Origin of the sequence: Nocardia nepalensis, assembly GCF_048910785.1 — a bacterium.
In the GTDB taxonomy this organism is placed as follows: Bacteria; Actinomycetota; Actinomycetes; order Mycobacteriales; family Mycobacteriaceae; genus Nocardia; species Nocardia nepalensis.
The window spans coordinates 670,655-684,511 of sequence record NZ_JBKBET010000031.1 but is presented as its reverse complement, the minus strand read 5'-3'; the positions used below and the strand labels follow the sequence as shown (position 1 = coordinate 684,511).

Below are 13,857 nucleotides of genomic sequence, written 5' to 3'. Positions count from 1 at the left end.
CCTGTCGTCAGTGATTGGCGGCGGTGGCGAGGTCGGTGCGGACCCGTGCTCCGATGTGGCGGATCAGCTTCGTCAGGTCGGCGCAATACACGGAGGGATTGCGGAAGCCGCTATCGGCGCGATACCGGTGCACGTAATGCCCGCCGCCGCAGACGCTGTGGACAGAGCATGCCCGGCAGGTTTCGCTCAGGGCGTCCGCGCCGATCTGACGAGCGACGATCGCGGGTTCCAGCAGTGCGAGGTCGAGCGGATTGCCCACGTTCGCGGTGCGCAACTTGGTGGCCCCCGCGAAGGCCGACTTCAACTCGTCGACCTGTTCCAGAGTGCCGTCGGTTTCGATCACGGCCAGCCGAATGGGGGCCAGCCCGAGTAATTCCGATGTCACGGAGCCGCCCAGCAGCAGGTCGATGATGTCATCGAAGATCCTGACCCGGGTCTCCAGCTCCGGCGCCTCGAACCAGCGATCGAACACCGGGATGAGCCAGTCGGCGTAGGGGGTAGCGGTGTGGTCGCCGGTCGACGCCGGTGGCGGCGTCATCCAATTGCCGTGCGGAAGCAGAAAATCGACCGCCGGGGGTCGAAAGGCCAGCAGCGCCTCGTAGGTCCGCACCGGGTCGTTGGCCACATCGATGGTGCAGAGCAGGCCGGCGAACAGGTGCCGGTTCTCCTCCGCGGTCAGTTGCGTGATCCCGGCCGCGACGCGCGCGTAGCTCCCGGCGCCCCGCCGATCGCGGCGATGCCTGTCGTTACCGCTCTCGTCGCCGTCGAGGCTGACTCCGACGCGAACATTCCAGCGCGCGCAGATGCGCAAGAACTCCAGGTCGAGCAGCACGCCATTGGTCTGCACGCCCAGCCGCACCTCGGTGATCGGCTCCAGCGATTCGCGCGCCGACCGGGCGAAGTATTCGAGATCGCGATGTCCGACCAGCAGCGGTTCGCCACCGTGGAACACAAGATCCACCGCGGGCAGCTGGAAGCGGTGAGCATGATCGGCGATCATCCGGATGGCCTCGTCGAAAACCCTGCGGCTCATAGTCTTCGGCTGATCGCGCCAGCTCTGATCGGCCATCTCGTAGACGTAGCAGTAATCGCATGCCAGGTTGCAACGGCTGTGGATCTTGACAACGAATTCCGTGAACGCCAGCGGCTCCCAGCCGCCGCGGCGCAGTCCGTCGACATCCAATCCATGTGCGGGCCAGGACGTTTGCACCACGGGAACGCCCAACGGCACCGGGCCGGACTCCATATTCGCTCCCTCGAGCTGCGGAACAGCCACGGGCGCGCTGCTACCGAGTCGCCCGTGGCCGTCTGATCACTTGGTGGGGTTATTGATGAACGATTTGAACCCGCCGGGGGCCCTGTCCCGCGAACCCTTGGCGTAGCGCTCGAGGGCGGCTCGCATGGCCGGAGTGCACTGGGTGGCCAGCTCTTCCGCGTTGAGTGTGGCGAGTTCATCGAGTCTTCCCATTACGGGACCTCCTTTTCCGTATTCCCGTACCAGCACGGCGAATTGCCAGGCGTTGCAAGAATTGATCGGCTCGACAATGCCGACAAATGAAACGGGAAATCTACCAATGGGTGACGGGGTTGTCCTCCCGAGAGTGAATCCTAATCGCACGAAACGTGCGATCGCTCACGTCCGTTCCCGTTGCTGGGAAGGGCATCTCGCGCAAAAGAAAGTCGCATGCCGACCATTGTGGACAATCCGCCAACCGGCCGGTAGCGCCTGCGGCATGTAAGCGCAGCGGCACGGTGATCTCATGAGGTGCACCTGGTACCGGTCATGCATGCCAGTCGTAAAAACACTGGCCAGAGCGCCGCGTTCGATCGACCGGGCCTACGTCCGGGGCGATGGCTGGCGAATACCAGTGGGTCCGTGGGCGATTCATCGTTGCGAGAAGCCGCGGTGACAGCCGGTCGGGCGTCTGTTCCACATCGGTTCGGCGCGAGTCGATGCGGGTCTTGCCCGGAACGGTCTGCGCCGAGCCCGAGGGTCGTCGGGCTCGTCGAGTTCGCCCGACCGGGGTCGAGACGATCCACGGCGCCATCCACTGGACCTGGCCACCTTGCTCCACTCGTAGGCAGGCTGCTTGCCATCGAATACCGCACGCCCCCTGTCGATTTCGCTGTTGGCGCCACTCGCGCTGTCGGTTGTCGGCTGTCGCCTGCGGTCCGGCGATCCGAAGTGGCAACCGACACAGCCGTCACAGTGACGTAGCTCGCTGCCAGCGTGGCAAGCCCGGCCAACGCCGCAACCTTGACCGTCACGATCGCACCCGCCGCGATGTCCAGCGCCTTCGCCACGCCACGGCACGCCCGGTCCAGGTCCGCCACATGCGTGGCGTTTATCCGGATGCGGCACGCCACAAATATTGAGGAAGAACGCAACCTCACCCGGAATTTCTGTTGCCGCAGCCAGATCCCCTCCGTGGATCGGGCATCCGCTGCGGTGTCCCGCGTTCGCTGATGCTCTCTCGAGAACTCCCAATTCCCAACCGTGGGAGTGGTGACTGTCGGGAATCCCGTTGTCTTGCAATAGACTTCAGCCAGCCGGGTCGACGGCAGGTCGTCTGGCGAAGGTAATCTGCCATGACTGTAGCCGGAACTGTCGGTCGATTATTCGACTGTGCGATCGGCGTTTCACTATCCGTAAATGGGAGTGAAAGAAGGAGGTATCTCGTGGTAAATCTTGCCGAACTCGCCGGACAGGTGTGGCGCAGTTGATGGCCAACTCCGACCCCGCTCTGCGTGCTGCGGTCGAGCGCCATCTCATCCATGCCGATAAAGGCCACGGGGGATTCAACTCGTTCATCAACCCCGGTAAATAGTCCGGCGATATAGAAATTTGCCACGGGTGGCCTGGTGCCGTGCTACCCGTGGTCGTTCACACAGGTAGAGAAAGCGCCGTTGCCTGTATCGACGGGACATTTCCGTGAGCAACCCTCTTGGCCCGCGGCGGGATTGGATATCGAAACCGGCGTGCGACTCCTCGGCGACATCATCGATTTTCTGCTCGGCGGACAACCGACATCGGAATCCGTTGACTCTGCCATCAACACCTAGCGACGGGACACCCACATGCCAACGACGGTCACCGGGATCGACGATGTCACGGCCAGCTCGAGTTCTGGCTACGGAACCGAGTCGGCCATCGCGACGCTGACCGAAGGCGCGATCCTGATGCGGCTGATCCTGCTGCGCGCACTCATCGCCGAAACCACCTCGCGCCCCGAAATTGCCGACGCCGCGGGACTTTCCCTCGCCTACCAGACGCTGGCCGAACTGCAACGATCCCATCCGGCCGAGGTCGCGACGTTGTTGTCGTACCCGCACGTCGGCCCGTGGCTCGCCGAGGTCCTGCAGCGCCTTCATGCCGAGTCCGACGACGCGCCGACCCCACTGTGGGCCGACTGTGGCTACCTGGGCTGGCTCGCCGCGGCAGGCGCCATCGCCTGTCTACCCGAAGGTTCCATCAACGTCGTAGTGCGGAACGGCGTGGTGATGTTGCCCGGGATCGGCAGGGCCCAGCTCGGCCCTGCCGAGGACAACGGGCACTGCGAACTGCACTGGACACGGGACGGCGCACTGCGCTTCACCCGGGGCACCAGCACAGTTCTCGTCCCGTCCCGGGATGACGAGTCCGATCCCGCCTGGCTGCCGCTGCGGCGATTGCGGGGGGCGGATGCGGAACGGGAGGTGTTACTGGACGACCTGGACCCGTTCCGATACTTGCTGGACGGTCAGCAGCCACCCCGGCTCACGACCGCCCAAACCAGCACGTGGCAACAGGATTTCGCGGCGGCTTGGGAACTACTGCGCCGCGACTTCGACCGGTACCTCGTGCCGATGCGCAGTTGCCTGCAGTCTTTGGCGCCGCTGAGCGCACAACCACTCGCGGCGAGCACGAGCCACACCGCATTCAACGGAGTCGGCTGCGTCTACACCACGGCCCCCGCGGACCCATGCCAGCTGGCGCTCACGCTGATCCATGAGGTCCAGCACACGAAGTTCGCGCTGCTGACCGATCAGATCGTGCTGTTCGATCCCGATCCGGTGTGCCGCTACTACGCGCCGTGGCGCGACGACCCGCGTCCGATCATGGGCCTGCTGCACGGGATCTACGCATTCTTCGGAGTCACCGACTTCTGGCGAATACATCGTCACGCCGACTGCCACCGATCGATGCAGGCGAACGTCGATTTCGAATTGTGGCGTCTGCAGGTGGAAGGTGCTGTGGCGCAGGTATCGACCTCGAGCCTGCTCACCGAGGCGGGTTCGCATTTCCTGAACGCGCTCAGTGCTGAAATGCGCCCCTGGCGCGAGGAGGACGTGCCCACGGCGGCCAGGGTCGCCGCGTCCGAGGTGGCGATAGCGCATCGGACGTTCTGGCAGGTGCGGAACCTGAAACCGGACATCGGCGGCATCGCCGAGCTGGCCGCGTGCTGGATCGCGCAGGCGCCACGGCCCGACGATCTGCCGCCCGTGGATCAGGTGGACCAGAGTGCCGTGCCGAACAACCATCGCCGCCTGCACCTTCCAGCGCAGCTGAAGCTGCTGGACCACGCCGCGGCCGAAGCTCTGTCGATCCCCGAGCAGCCGCGCGGCGACCGGGCCTACCTAGCGGGTGACCTGGCCGCGGCGGTTGCGTTGTACACCGAGGAACTGCACGTCGACCCGCTCCGGCCACAGTTGTGGGCGGGCTTGGCGCTGGCGTTGCCGAAGCTCCACCCGGACGATGACTTCAGCGTTCTCGATGACAGGGCCGAGGTCGCCGCCCACCTGTGCCAGGTACTGCTGGCGGATGCCGAAGGTGTCGAGATCGTCGATCTGGTGCGGTGGTTGTCGAGGTGTCCGCGCACTCATGGGTAGATCGGGAATCCACACCAACCGGAACTTCCTGCTGCTGTGGTCCGGAAACGGGACATCGCTGGTGGGATTCCACGGCGTCCGAATCGCCTACCCGATGCTGGTTCTCGCGGTGACCGGCTCGCCCGCCGCGGCGGGATGGGTCGGTTTCGCATTGAGCCTGCCGAGTCTGATCTTCCAGATCGCGGCCGGCATCGTCGCGGACTATTCCAACCGGATCCGGACCCTGGTGATATGCCAGATCACCGGGTTGATCGCGGCCTGCCTGGCTGCCGGAGCGGTCGCTGCCCAGCTCCCGAGCCTCGCGCTGATAGTCGGTATCACAGCGTTCATCGAGGGCAGTGTCTACGTCTTCGTCGGCCTCAGTGAGCTGGGCGCGATCCGCGACGTGGTGACGCACGCACAGCGACCCGCCGCGTTCTCGTTCCTCGAGGCCGAGCAACCGATCGCCATCCTGGTCGGACGAGCAGCAGGTGCGGCGGTCTACGGCGTGGCCCGCTGGCTGCCGTTCATCGCCGACGCCGTGTCGTATCTTTGCTGCCTCGTCGCACTGTTGCTGATCCGTCCGGACTCGGCAGCGCCGCCGAAAGCCGCCGAGTCCGAGCGTCATTCGGTCCGGCGCACCATCACCGACGGCTTCCGTGTCGTATGGACCGAACCTTTCCTGCGGACGTCGACGGCAATGATCGGACTGTCGAATATCGTCATTCAGCTCGTCTTGCTGCTGATACTGGTGGAACTGAAGAACAGCGACGGTCCCGCGTGGACCGTCGGCGTGGTGCTCGGTACCGCGGGCGTCGGTGGAGTACTCGGCGCCGCCGCGGCATCACGGCTCACCACTCGCTTCCCGCCCCGGAATGTCTATCGGGGCGCGTTGTGGGCATGGACGGTGCTGCTCGTTCCAATGGCGTTCAGCGCCAATCCCTTTGTGCTGGCCGCGTGTTGGTGTGGCGTCGGCGGCGTGGGGGTCGTCAGCAACGTCGCGTTGACGATATCCCGGATCGATGTGATCCCCGAACAGACGCTCGGTCGCGCGGTCGCGACCATGGCATTGTTCTGCGACGGCGCGGTCGCGCTCGGCGCGCTCGGGGCGGGCTATCTGTTGTCCACCGTGGGCGCCGTCGCCACGCGATGGTTAGCACTGACGGCCATGTTCACACTCGCCGCATACGCAAGTACTCACACCACCCGCTCTCGCGATCTACCGCTTGCGCTGACATCATCGGATTCCTGAGGCGAGAGCCCATTACTGCTGTAGGACCGACAAGACGTTGCCCGCGGGGTCGGTGAACCAGGCGATCAGGGGGCCTTCGCCGCGGTGGATGCCTTTGTCGTCTTGTTCGGCGAACTCGTAGCGTTCGAAGCGCACCTTGCGGTTGATGAGTTCGTCAACGGCCGCCTCGATGTCGGGGACCGGAAAGTTCAATATCGTGAATGTTGCCGGAGTATGGTCCGGCTTCGGGTACACCAAGACGGTGCCACCACCGCCCAGGTGCAGGCGAAGCATTCCGTTCTCCTCGGAGACCTGTATCCCTAACGTCTGGGCGTAGAACGTCCTGGCTGCCTCGATATCGTCCACCGAGAACCCACTGAACGCGTGACTGTCGGCAAGCATCATTCACCCTCTCTCGGTCATCGCAGCTCGATGCTGCGGGCTCAGCTGAATGAGTTGAACGTAGTTCCATCCGGGTCGATCGCGGTGGCGGACAGACTGCCGTCGCGATCCTCGAGATCGGCCAGCCACCGGCCGCCGAGGTGATCGACGCGACCGGCCACCGCCCGGGCATCGTCCACGTCGACGTTCAGGATCACCCGCCCCGGCTCGGGATTCGTGTCCCCGACGTCGTCGCGGCTGTCGATCAGAACGTAGAAACCGCCGAAGTCCAAGACATCGTAGCTGGGCTCGTCGGGCGTGCGGTCGACCTTCAACGCGAATACCGCCGCATACCAGTCACGCAGACGGGTCGGATCGACGCTGGACAACAACAGACTGCCGATGGCGGGTGTAGTCATACCGAATCGGACGGTCCGAGGCCGACAGAATCACAGGTGCCTCGGACACGGTGTGCCCGGATGGCCACATGACGGTCGGTCGGCCACGACGACGTTCAGCCCGCGGCGAGCGCCGCGAGCAGAGTTCTGGCCTCGAGCACCAATCGCGTCGAGCCGGGGCGTTCCGCCAAGGCCAGCACGGCGGGGTAGTGGGCCACGGCACCGCAACGACGGGCGCAATCTGCGGCCACCGCGAGTACATCCGCGACACCGGTTGTCTTGTCGCGTGCCAACAGTGGCGGCAAGAGGGCATCGATCACGGGCCAGGCGTGGTGAGCGCCCAGTGCGACCACGGCGTCGCGGAGTGAGCCCGCCAGGCGCTTGGCCGATGTCCAGTCGGGCAGTTCCAGCAGCTTCGGTTGCAGCTGTGCGGTGGCCGCCAGCGCGACCAGGGCATCGACGGCCGCGGTCCGGGCCCGGGCATCGTCGGCCACCATGGCGTACATGACGCGACGGTGCACGGTCTGCCCCTTCGTTCCCGGAAGTTCCGCCAGTTTCACCGCCGCGTGGGTGTCATCCGACTGCCACAGTTGCCATTGGGCAAGGATTTCCGGGTGCGGGAACTCGATAGGATCCACAGGTAGCCCGTACCACTCGTGGTCGGGCCCGTGCAGGACCTGGTCCAAGGGCGCGGGAAGTGGAGTCGGCAGCTCTCCACGCAACACCGCGGCCAACCGGAGTCCTTCAGGAGTGCCGAGAGCTTCGGCCGCCGTTGGCATTGCGGCATCGTCGCTCGGAGCGACGCGCACCAGCGCCTGGGCGAATTCGATCGGTCCTGCAGGCACATCGGCCTCACGGTATCGGCGCAATCGGTCGATCAGCTCGGCGGCGGCGATCTGACCGTTCTCGAACGTGGGTGTGGCCAACGCGCACGGCGGCAGCGGCGCATCGGTCAGCACCAGATTGCCCCACTCGATCATGCGCTGGGTCAGCATGCCCGAAGGTGAACTGCCGAGCGGCCTTTCGCGAAGTGTGCCGATGGCGATCGCGGCCACCGTCAGCGGCCGCCAGCCATAGGACTTCCACCACTTGCGCAGCCACCAGCTGGTTTTGTCGCCGTTCGCGCCGCTCAGGTCGGCTTCCAGCACCGGGCCGAGTGCCTCGGTCAGCGCCGGGCGGTCCGCATGGGTGAAACGGATCAGGCCGTCCAGGAATCGCTCGCCGTGCAGCGCATCGTCGAAGGGCCGGGCGGAGAGCCAGCGGTAGAGCTCGGCGGTGTCGGCCGGGACCGTGGGCACGCCGTCGAGGGGCGCGGGCGCAGGCGGGAGTGGGAGCGGGAATTCTTCCTCCGACGGCGTTTCGGGCTCAGCAGCCAGGTCCATGCGGGTGTCGTCGTCGGCCTGCGGCAGATAACGGGTGATCAGCTTGTTGATCCGGGCTCGCAGGGTCGCGTCCTCGATGGCGGTGACGGTGGCTGCCCAGGTTCGCACCGCGGCGGAGATGTGTTCGGGTTCGGCCCGCACGATCCGTTCCAGCCAACTCAGTTGGGCGCGAATGAGTTTCTTCTCCGGCCGGGCCAGCACCTCGTCGGATAGCGCCACCACATCGGCGGAGGGCAGCAGGCCCGCGCCGTGCAATCCGATGAGGACCTGCTGTGCGTGCCCGGCCACCGTGGAGCGGCCCTCGGCGAGCAGACGGGTGTAGGTGTCCGCCCGGCTCGCACATTCGGCCGGGTCGGCCTGCAGGGCGATGAGCACGCCCAACCGGCTTGCCGCATCGGACGGTCGGCCGTCATTGCGCAGCAGGGCGTTCAGGGTGCAGGTGTGCAGGGAGTTCCGATCGACGATGCCCTCGCGGGACAGCACGTTCAGTGTGTGCGGCCAGGAATTCTCCGGATCGCGAGGATTGTCCACGAGGAAGAAGCCGTTCACCTCCACCACCCGGCGCGCCAAGGCCGGCAGAAAGGGGTCGATGCGCAAGCGCTCCAGCAGGTTCGGGCCGGTCGGCAACTGCTGCACCTGCCACGGCTCGCGCAACTGATCTCGGTCGAACTCGCGCGTCAACCAGGATCTGACGAACTCGTCGGTCGTGGGCACCGGCGCGCCCGAGGTGCGCACCAGGTGCACGATCAGCGGGAAGTACGGCAGGCCCTGCCAACGCTCCGCGCGGGCGGCGGCCAGCAGTTGCGCCAGCTCGGCCCGCCACGCGGCATCCCGTTCGCCCGCTTCGAGGCAGGCCAGCAGGACTTCCGGACGGGTATCGGGCTGCCGGGTGACGCCGACGGTCAGCCAGCGCGCGACCGCGGTGGGCGTTGGCAGGCAGCCGAGGCCCCAGAGCTGCACCGCGACATGCTTTTCGGAGCTCTCCTCCCACCAACTGCGGCGCGGCAACGCGGACCGCGCCTGTTTGAGCGCGGGCACCATGGCCCGGCGCTGCGCCACCGTCATCTGGGCGAGATGGGCGGGAATGTGCGCCGGCTCGAGCTGGAGCAGGTGATCGGCATCGGCCATTTCGGTCATGAATCCCCCTCGGGGTGAAGTCTTTTCGATGGTCAGAGTGAAGCAGCGGCGCGGCGGACGATCCGCACCGCCAGGGCGTGACGACAAGGTCCCCGATTGCCGCGGGTCTCCGCCCACCAATCGCAGGTGCAGACGAAGCCACCATCCGCGTCGGTACGGACGCGGTGCACGTAGCTCCCGGAGTGCACATCCGCCAGCTCGGGATTCCCTGCATCCAGCTGCACGGCTCCGGCGGCGACCAGCTCACGCGCCGCCTTCAAGCGCGGATTGTGACGCTCGACTCGCCCTGCGGCATATGGGAGTTCGCGATGATAGTGAGCGCCCTCGGCCATGTCGTACCCGACGCGGCCATCGACCCCGAGCCGCGTCAGTGCTGCGCGCACCCGTTCGATCGTGAGTCCGGATCCGCTCGCCAGCTCTCCCAGTTCGATGCGCGGATCCCACGCCAGCAGCACCGACAACAGTTCGGCGTCAGAGTCGGTATCCGTATTCGCGAGCCCATCCAAAACCGTTCCCTCACCGGAGAATCCACGCCCTGTCTCCGGTGAAAGAGTAAGCGTGAGCCGCATCCCGGGCAGTCCGATCTCCCACGCGGAGGCCCCCAACGGACTGTCGGCGGCAACCGGCGCGGAATACAACCGCAGCGAATCCGCGTAGCGCAGTACCCGATGCAGCGCACCCAACCGCTGCGGCCCCGGCAAACACACCGCCCCGGGCACCGGCCGCGAGGTAACCCGCAACCGCCCGCCCACGGCAACCACCCACTGCCCACCCCGCGACGCGGCACTCCCTGACCGCGGCAACCCCCGCAGGAATCGCACCGCCTCGGCAGCCGAAACCTCCACCCGCACATCGAATCCCGCCGAGATCACCTGTGTCTCGGCGAACCCCCGCAACCAGCGATCCGGCAGTGGCACCTTCTTCTCCACCACCCGATCGCCGATTGTCGTCACCGCCAACTCATCCGGCCCCACGGTGAAATGCAGCGGATCCCCGGCCCCCACCCCGTTCAACGCATCCCGCAACGGCGCATTCACATCAACATTCGTTGTGCCATACCCGATTTCCCCATCCAGCCCCGCCTCCAGAACGTCCAGCCGCGCATGCACCCCACAGCACCCGGAAAACGACTCGAACCGCAACCGATCCCCATTGGCCGTCACCACCGGATCCAACAACGCCGCCCGCACCTGCCGCGGATCGTAGTACCGCGCCCCCGCCACATCCGCCACCGCCAGCAACCCCGCCGCCACCACCTCCGGCCGCTTCACGAACCCCCTGAAAAATGTAGGATTCGCCACCAACCCCGCTGGCGTACTCCCGCCACTGGTCTGCAACCCGAGCAGATTCTGCCCACCAGATCGGTCGAGCCCCGAAGGCCGAAGGTACATAAGCGAATGCAGCGCAGTCGAACTCATGCGGCGAACAGTAGATGTGACCACCGACAATGAACGCGTCGTTGTGGTCGTGAATCGGTGGTCCATGCGAAATGCGCCGAAACCTCGCCAGTGATCAGCCCTTTCGCGGTCAGCGACGGTCTTGGTGAGCTGGTTGAGCAGCCCACCTGGGCCCACCAGGTCGATGCCCCACTTCGCGGACCCCGATGAGCTGCGCGAGTGAGCTAGAAACCTGTTCCGGGCGCACGATCTGCGAACCAACCCGACGGCCCGAGCGGGTTGCCGATGCGCGGGGCGTAATGGTCGAAAAACACTTTCGACGTCAGCTCGCGCCGACTGGACACCCCAGTCTTGTCGAAGACCACCTTCAGGTGGTCCTGCACCGTGTACGGCGACAGATGCAGTTGCTTGGCGATCTCCGCGGTGCTCGCGCCGCGCAGCACAGCCTCGACCACGTCCCGTTCGCGCGGGGTCAGCCCGAACGCCGCCACCACCAACGGCACCACCTCCGACGCGCCGGCCCGTTCGATGGTGACCACCACCTGGCTGCCGACCGCACCGCGGCCGTTCAGCGGGGACGCGTGGACGGTCAGCCACTCGCCGAGTCGGGACCGCACCTGCACCCGCGGCACGGTGCGGGCCCGGCCCGACTCCAGCGCCCGCGCCGCCGCCACGATCGCCAGCACCGGCTGCGGCAGCTCGCGCCACAGGTCGCCGCCGAGTTCGGCGATGCGCTGCTCGGCGGCTGGGGTGGCCTGGCACACCTCGTTGTCGGAGTCGAAGGTCAGCACGACCGGTCCCTCGGCCGAGTCGCGCAACTCCACCGGGGCGCCGGCCGCCTCGGCGATCAGGCCGGCGCGGACTCCCAGCGCCAGCGTGCCGGACAGTCCGTCGAGGAAATCCGCCTCTGCCGGGCTGAAGCCGCTGCTGCCGAGCCCCCGGTAGATCGCGACGCCACCCCAGGTCTGGCCGCCACAGCGCATCATCGCCCGCAGCTCATGCCCGAGCCCGAACACCGGCTCGAACAGATCCCGGAACCGCGAGCTGCGGCGCGGGTCGCCACCGGTCTCCTCGTGCAGGATACTGACGCCCACGTCCCGGCTCGCGAGGTCGCGGAAGAGGCTGACGTCGTCCTGCACGTACTCGTGGAAGGCGAACTCCGCCTCGCAGGGCTCGGCCAGCCCCACCTTCACCGAGCCGGTCACCAGCGAAGTGCTCGGATCGATGGTGCCGAAGCACGCAGAGTCGAAGGGCACGGCGCGCACGAGGATGTCCAGTGCGTTCTCGCCGAACTCCTGCCACGGCAGCCCGGCGCGGGACAGCACGTCCAACGCGGCCCGCGCGGTCTCGGCTCGAAAGGTGCTCACCGTGGCAAGTGTGCCGCGTAAGACCGAACCCCCAGAACCCTGGGGGGTCGACTTCCCAGGTCAGTGGGATACCGAGCGAAAGGCCCAGCGGCGACGGTTGATGCATGACTTCGACAACCGAGACCCACCCCGGCGCCGATCCCGTCCTTGCCCTACGGGCCGTCCTGGACGGCGCCCTGACCCTGCCCGGCGACGACGGCTGGGAGCTCGCGGCGCAGGCCTGGAACCTGAGCGTGCCCCAGCGTCCCCGCGCGGTAGTAGCCGTCCGCAGCGCCCCCGACGTGGTCGAGACCGTCCGGTTCGCGCGCGACCACTCGCTGCGGATCTCGGCCCAGCCCAGCGGCCACGGCGCTACCCGGGCCCTCGACGATACGATCCTGATCCGGACCGCGGCCCTCGACGACGTCTGGATCGATGCCGACGCCCGGGTCGCCCGGGTCGGATCGGGCGTCACCTGGGCGAAGCTGCAGGGTGAGCTCGACGGCACCGGGCTGACCGGTCTGATCGGCTCGAGCTCGGATGTCACGGTCGTCGGATCCTGCCTCGGCGGCGGGCTGTCCTGGCTGTCGCGGCCGTTCGGCACCAGCGCGAGTGCGCTGCGGGCCGTGGAGCTGGTCGACGCGTCGGGCCGGCACCGCTGGGTCAGCGACGAGAAGGACCCCGAACTGATGTGGGCGCTGCGCGGCGGCGGCGGGGACCTCGGGATCGTCACCGCCGTCGAGATCGACCTGTTCCCCGCGGCGCGGCTCACCGGCGGGCGGCTGGTGTTCCCCGGCGAGCAGGCCGGGCCGGTGCTGCGCGCGTTCACGGCGGTGACCAGCGTTGCCCCGGACACGCTGAGCCTGTGGGCGGCGGTCATGCACTTCCCGCCGCTGCCGTTCCTGCCCGAGGAGATCCGCGGCCGCTCCTTCTGCTTCGTCGACGCCGTGTACGTCGGCGGCCCGGACGAGCTGGCGACACTGCTGGCCCCGGTTCGGCACGCGGGCACCGTGCTACGCGAGACCGTGCGTCCGCTGCAGCCGTCCGAGATCGGCACGGTGTGCGAGGAACCGGCCGAACCCTCGCCCGGCACGCACGCCGCGATGGGGGTGCGCATCGTCGATGACGAGGTGATCGACCGGATCCTGCGGCTCGCCGGGCCAGGCACCGGGACGCCCTTGACTCGGGTCCAGATCCGGCATCTCGGGGCGGCGCTGCGCAGGCCGGTGGCCGGTGCGGCCGGGCGGATCGACGCCGAATACCTAGTGTCGGCGCTGGTAATGCTGCCCGATCCGGCGCTGGCCGGCCCGGTCGCGGCGGCGATGACGCAGTTGCGGGAGGCGATGGCGCCCTGGGACGCCGGCCCGACAGTGCTCAGCATGCTCGGCCCGGACGAGGAGGCCGCCGCCGCGTTCGACGAGCCGACGCTGGCCCGGTTGCGCCGAGTCAAGGCCACCGTCGACCCGAGCGGGGTGATCCGCGGGAACTACCCGCTCGCCGGGAACCAGGTTCTGTCTCGAACATGATTCGGCGACAAGCATGGTGATCACCCGTCGGATAGGTCGGCGCTCGAAATCCGAAGTGCACCAACGCGTTCCCCGGTCAGGCCAGTCGCCGCGTTCGGCGACGCGATCGAGCAGATCGCAGCCGCTATGGACCACCACCTAATGGCGCGCTCCATAGTGTTCGCCATGCTTGCGCGCCAATTCGGCATCGCAGTAGCCGGTCTCGGCGCTT

The 13,857-nt window shown here is 67.1% G+C and carries 9 protein-coding genes and 1 pseudogene; 3 read left to right on the top strand and 7 right to left on the bottom strand.

Annotated features, from left to right (window positions below):
* Positions 1 to 7: 7 nt before the first annotated feature.
* Entirely contained in the window at positions 8 to 1,276 is a 1,269-nt protein-coding gene (locus ACHQ4I_RS27965) for an FxsB family cyclophane-forming radical SAM/SPASM peptide maturase (RefSeq protein ID WP_420774829.1), read from the bottom strand.
* Positions 1,277 to 1,312: 36 nt separating this feature from the next.
* Positions 1,313 to 1,468, bottom strand: coding sequence for a hypothetical protein (locus ACHQ4I_RS27960; protein ID WP_420774828.1), 156 nt, complete (start codon positions 1,466 to 1,468; stop codon positions 1,313 to 1,315).
* A 1,610-nt stretch (positions 1,469 to 3,078) separates the two neighbouring features.
* On the opposite strand from ACHQ4I_RS27960, the gene ACHQ4I_RS27955 reads away from it, so the two are divergent.
* Both ACHQ4I_RS27955 and ACHQ4I_RS27950 read left to right on the top strand, forming a co-directional pair.
* Entirely contained in the window at positions 3,079 to 4,869 is a 1,791-nt protein-coding gene (locus tag ACHQ4I_RS27955) for an HEXXH motif domain-containing protein (protein ID WP_420774827.1), read from the top strand.
* Positions 4,862 to 6,100 carry an MFS transporter gene (locus ACHQ4I_RS27950; RefSeq protein WP_420774826.1) on the top strand — a complete coding sequence of 413 codons (1,239 nt, stop codon included), beginning with the start codon at positions 4,862 to 4,864 and terminating at the stop codon, positions 6,098 to 6,100. The genes ACHQ4I_RS27955 and ACHQ4I_RS27950 overlap by 8 nt, the downstream gene beginning before the upstream one ends.
* Positions 6,101 to 6,112: 12 nt before the next feature.
* Here the strand turns inward: ACHQ4I_RS27950 and ACHQ4I_RS27945 are convergent, their stop codons facing one another.
* The 5 genes and pseudogenes from ACHQ4I_RS27945 to ACHQ4I_RS27925 all read right to left on the bottom strand — a co-directional run bounded on the left by ACHQ4I_RS27945 (position 6,113) and on the right by ACHQ4I_RS27925 (position 12,099).
* Complete coding sequence (locus ACHQ4I_RS27945) at positions 6,113 to 6,481, bottom strand: VOC family protein (protein ID WP_420774965.1); 369 nt, start codon at positions 6,479 to 6,481, stop codon at positions 6,113 to 6,115.
* Positions 6,482 to 6,484: 3 nt separating this feature from the next.
* A pseudogene (locus ACHQ4I_RS27940) lies at positions 6,485 to 6,879 on the bottom strand (VOC family protein).
* A gap of 95 nt (positions 6,880 to 6,974) precedes the next feature.
* Complete coding sequence (locus ACHQ4I_RS27935) at positions 6,975 to 9,377, bottom strand: hypothetical protein (RefSeq protein WP_420774825.1); 2,403 nt, start codon at positions 9,375 to 9,377, stop codon at positions 6,975 to 6,977.
* A 32-nt stretch (positions 9,378 to 9,409) separates the two neighbouring features.
* Positions 9,410 to 10,648 carry an SWIM zinc finger family protein gene (locus ACHQ4I_RS27930; protein ID WP_420774824.1) on the bottom strand — a complete coding sequence of 413 codons (1,239 nt, stop codon included), beginning with the start codon at positions 10,646 to 10,648 and terminating at the stop codon, positions 9,410 to 9,412.
* Positions 10,649 to 10,998: 350 nt separating this feature from the next.
* On the bottom strand, positions 10,999 to 12,099 hold the full coding sequence (locus ACHQ4I_RS27925; RefSeq protein ID WP_420774964.1) for a helix-turn-helix transcriptional regulator: 1,101 nt from the start codon (positions 12,097 to 12,099) through the stop codon (positions 10,999 to 11,001).
* A gap of 146 nt (positions 12,100 to 12,245) precedes the next feature.
* Here ACHQ4I_RS27925 and ACHQ4I_RS27920 point away from each other — a divergent pair, with 146 nt between their 5' ends.
* Positions 12,246 to 13,646, top strand: coding sequence for an FAD-binding oxidoreductase (locus tag ACHQ4I_RS27920; protein WP_420774823.1), 1,401 nt, complete (start codon positions 12,246 to 12,248; stop codon positions 13,644 to 13,646).
* Positions 13,647 to 13,857 lie beyond the last annotated feature (211 nt).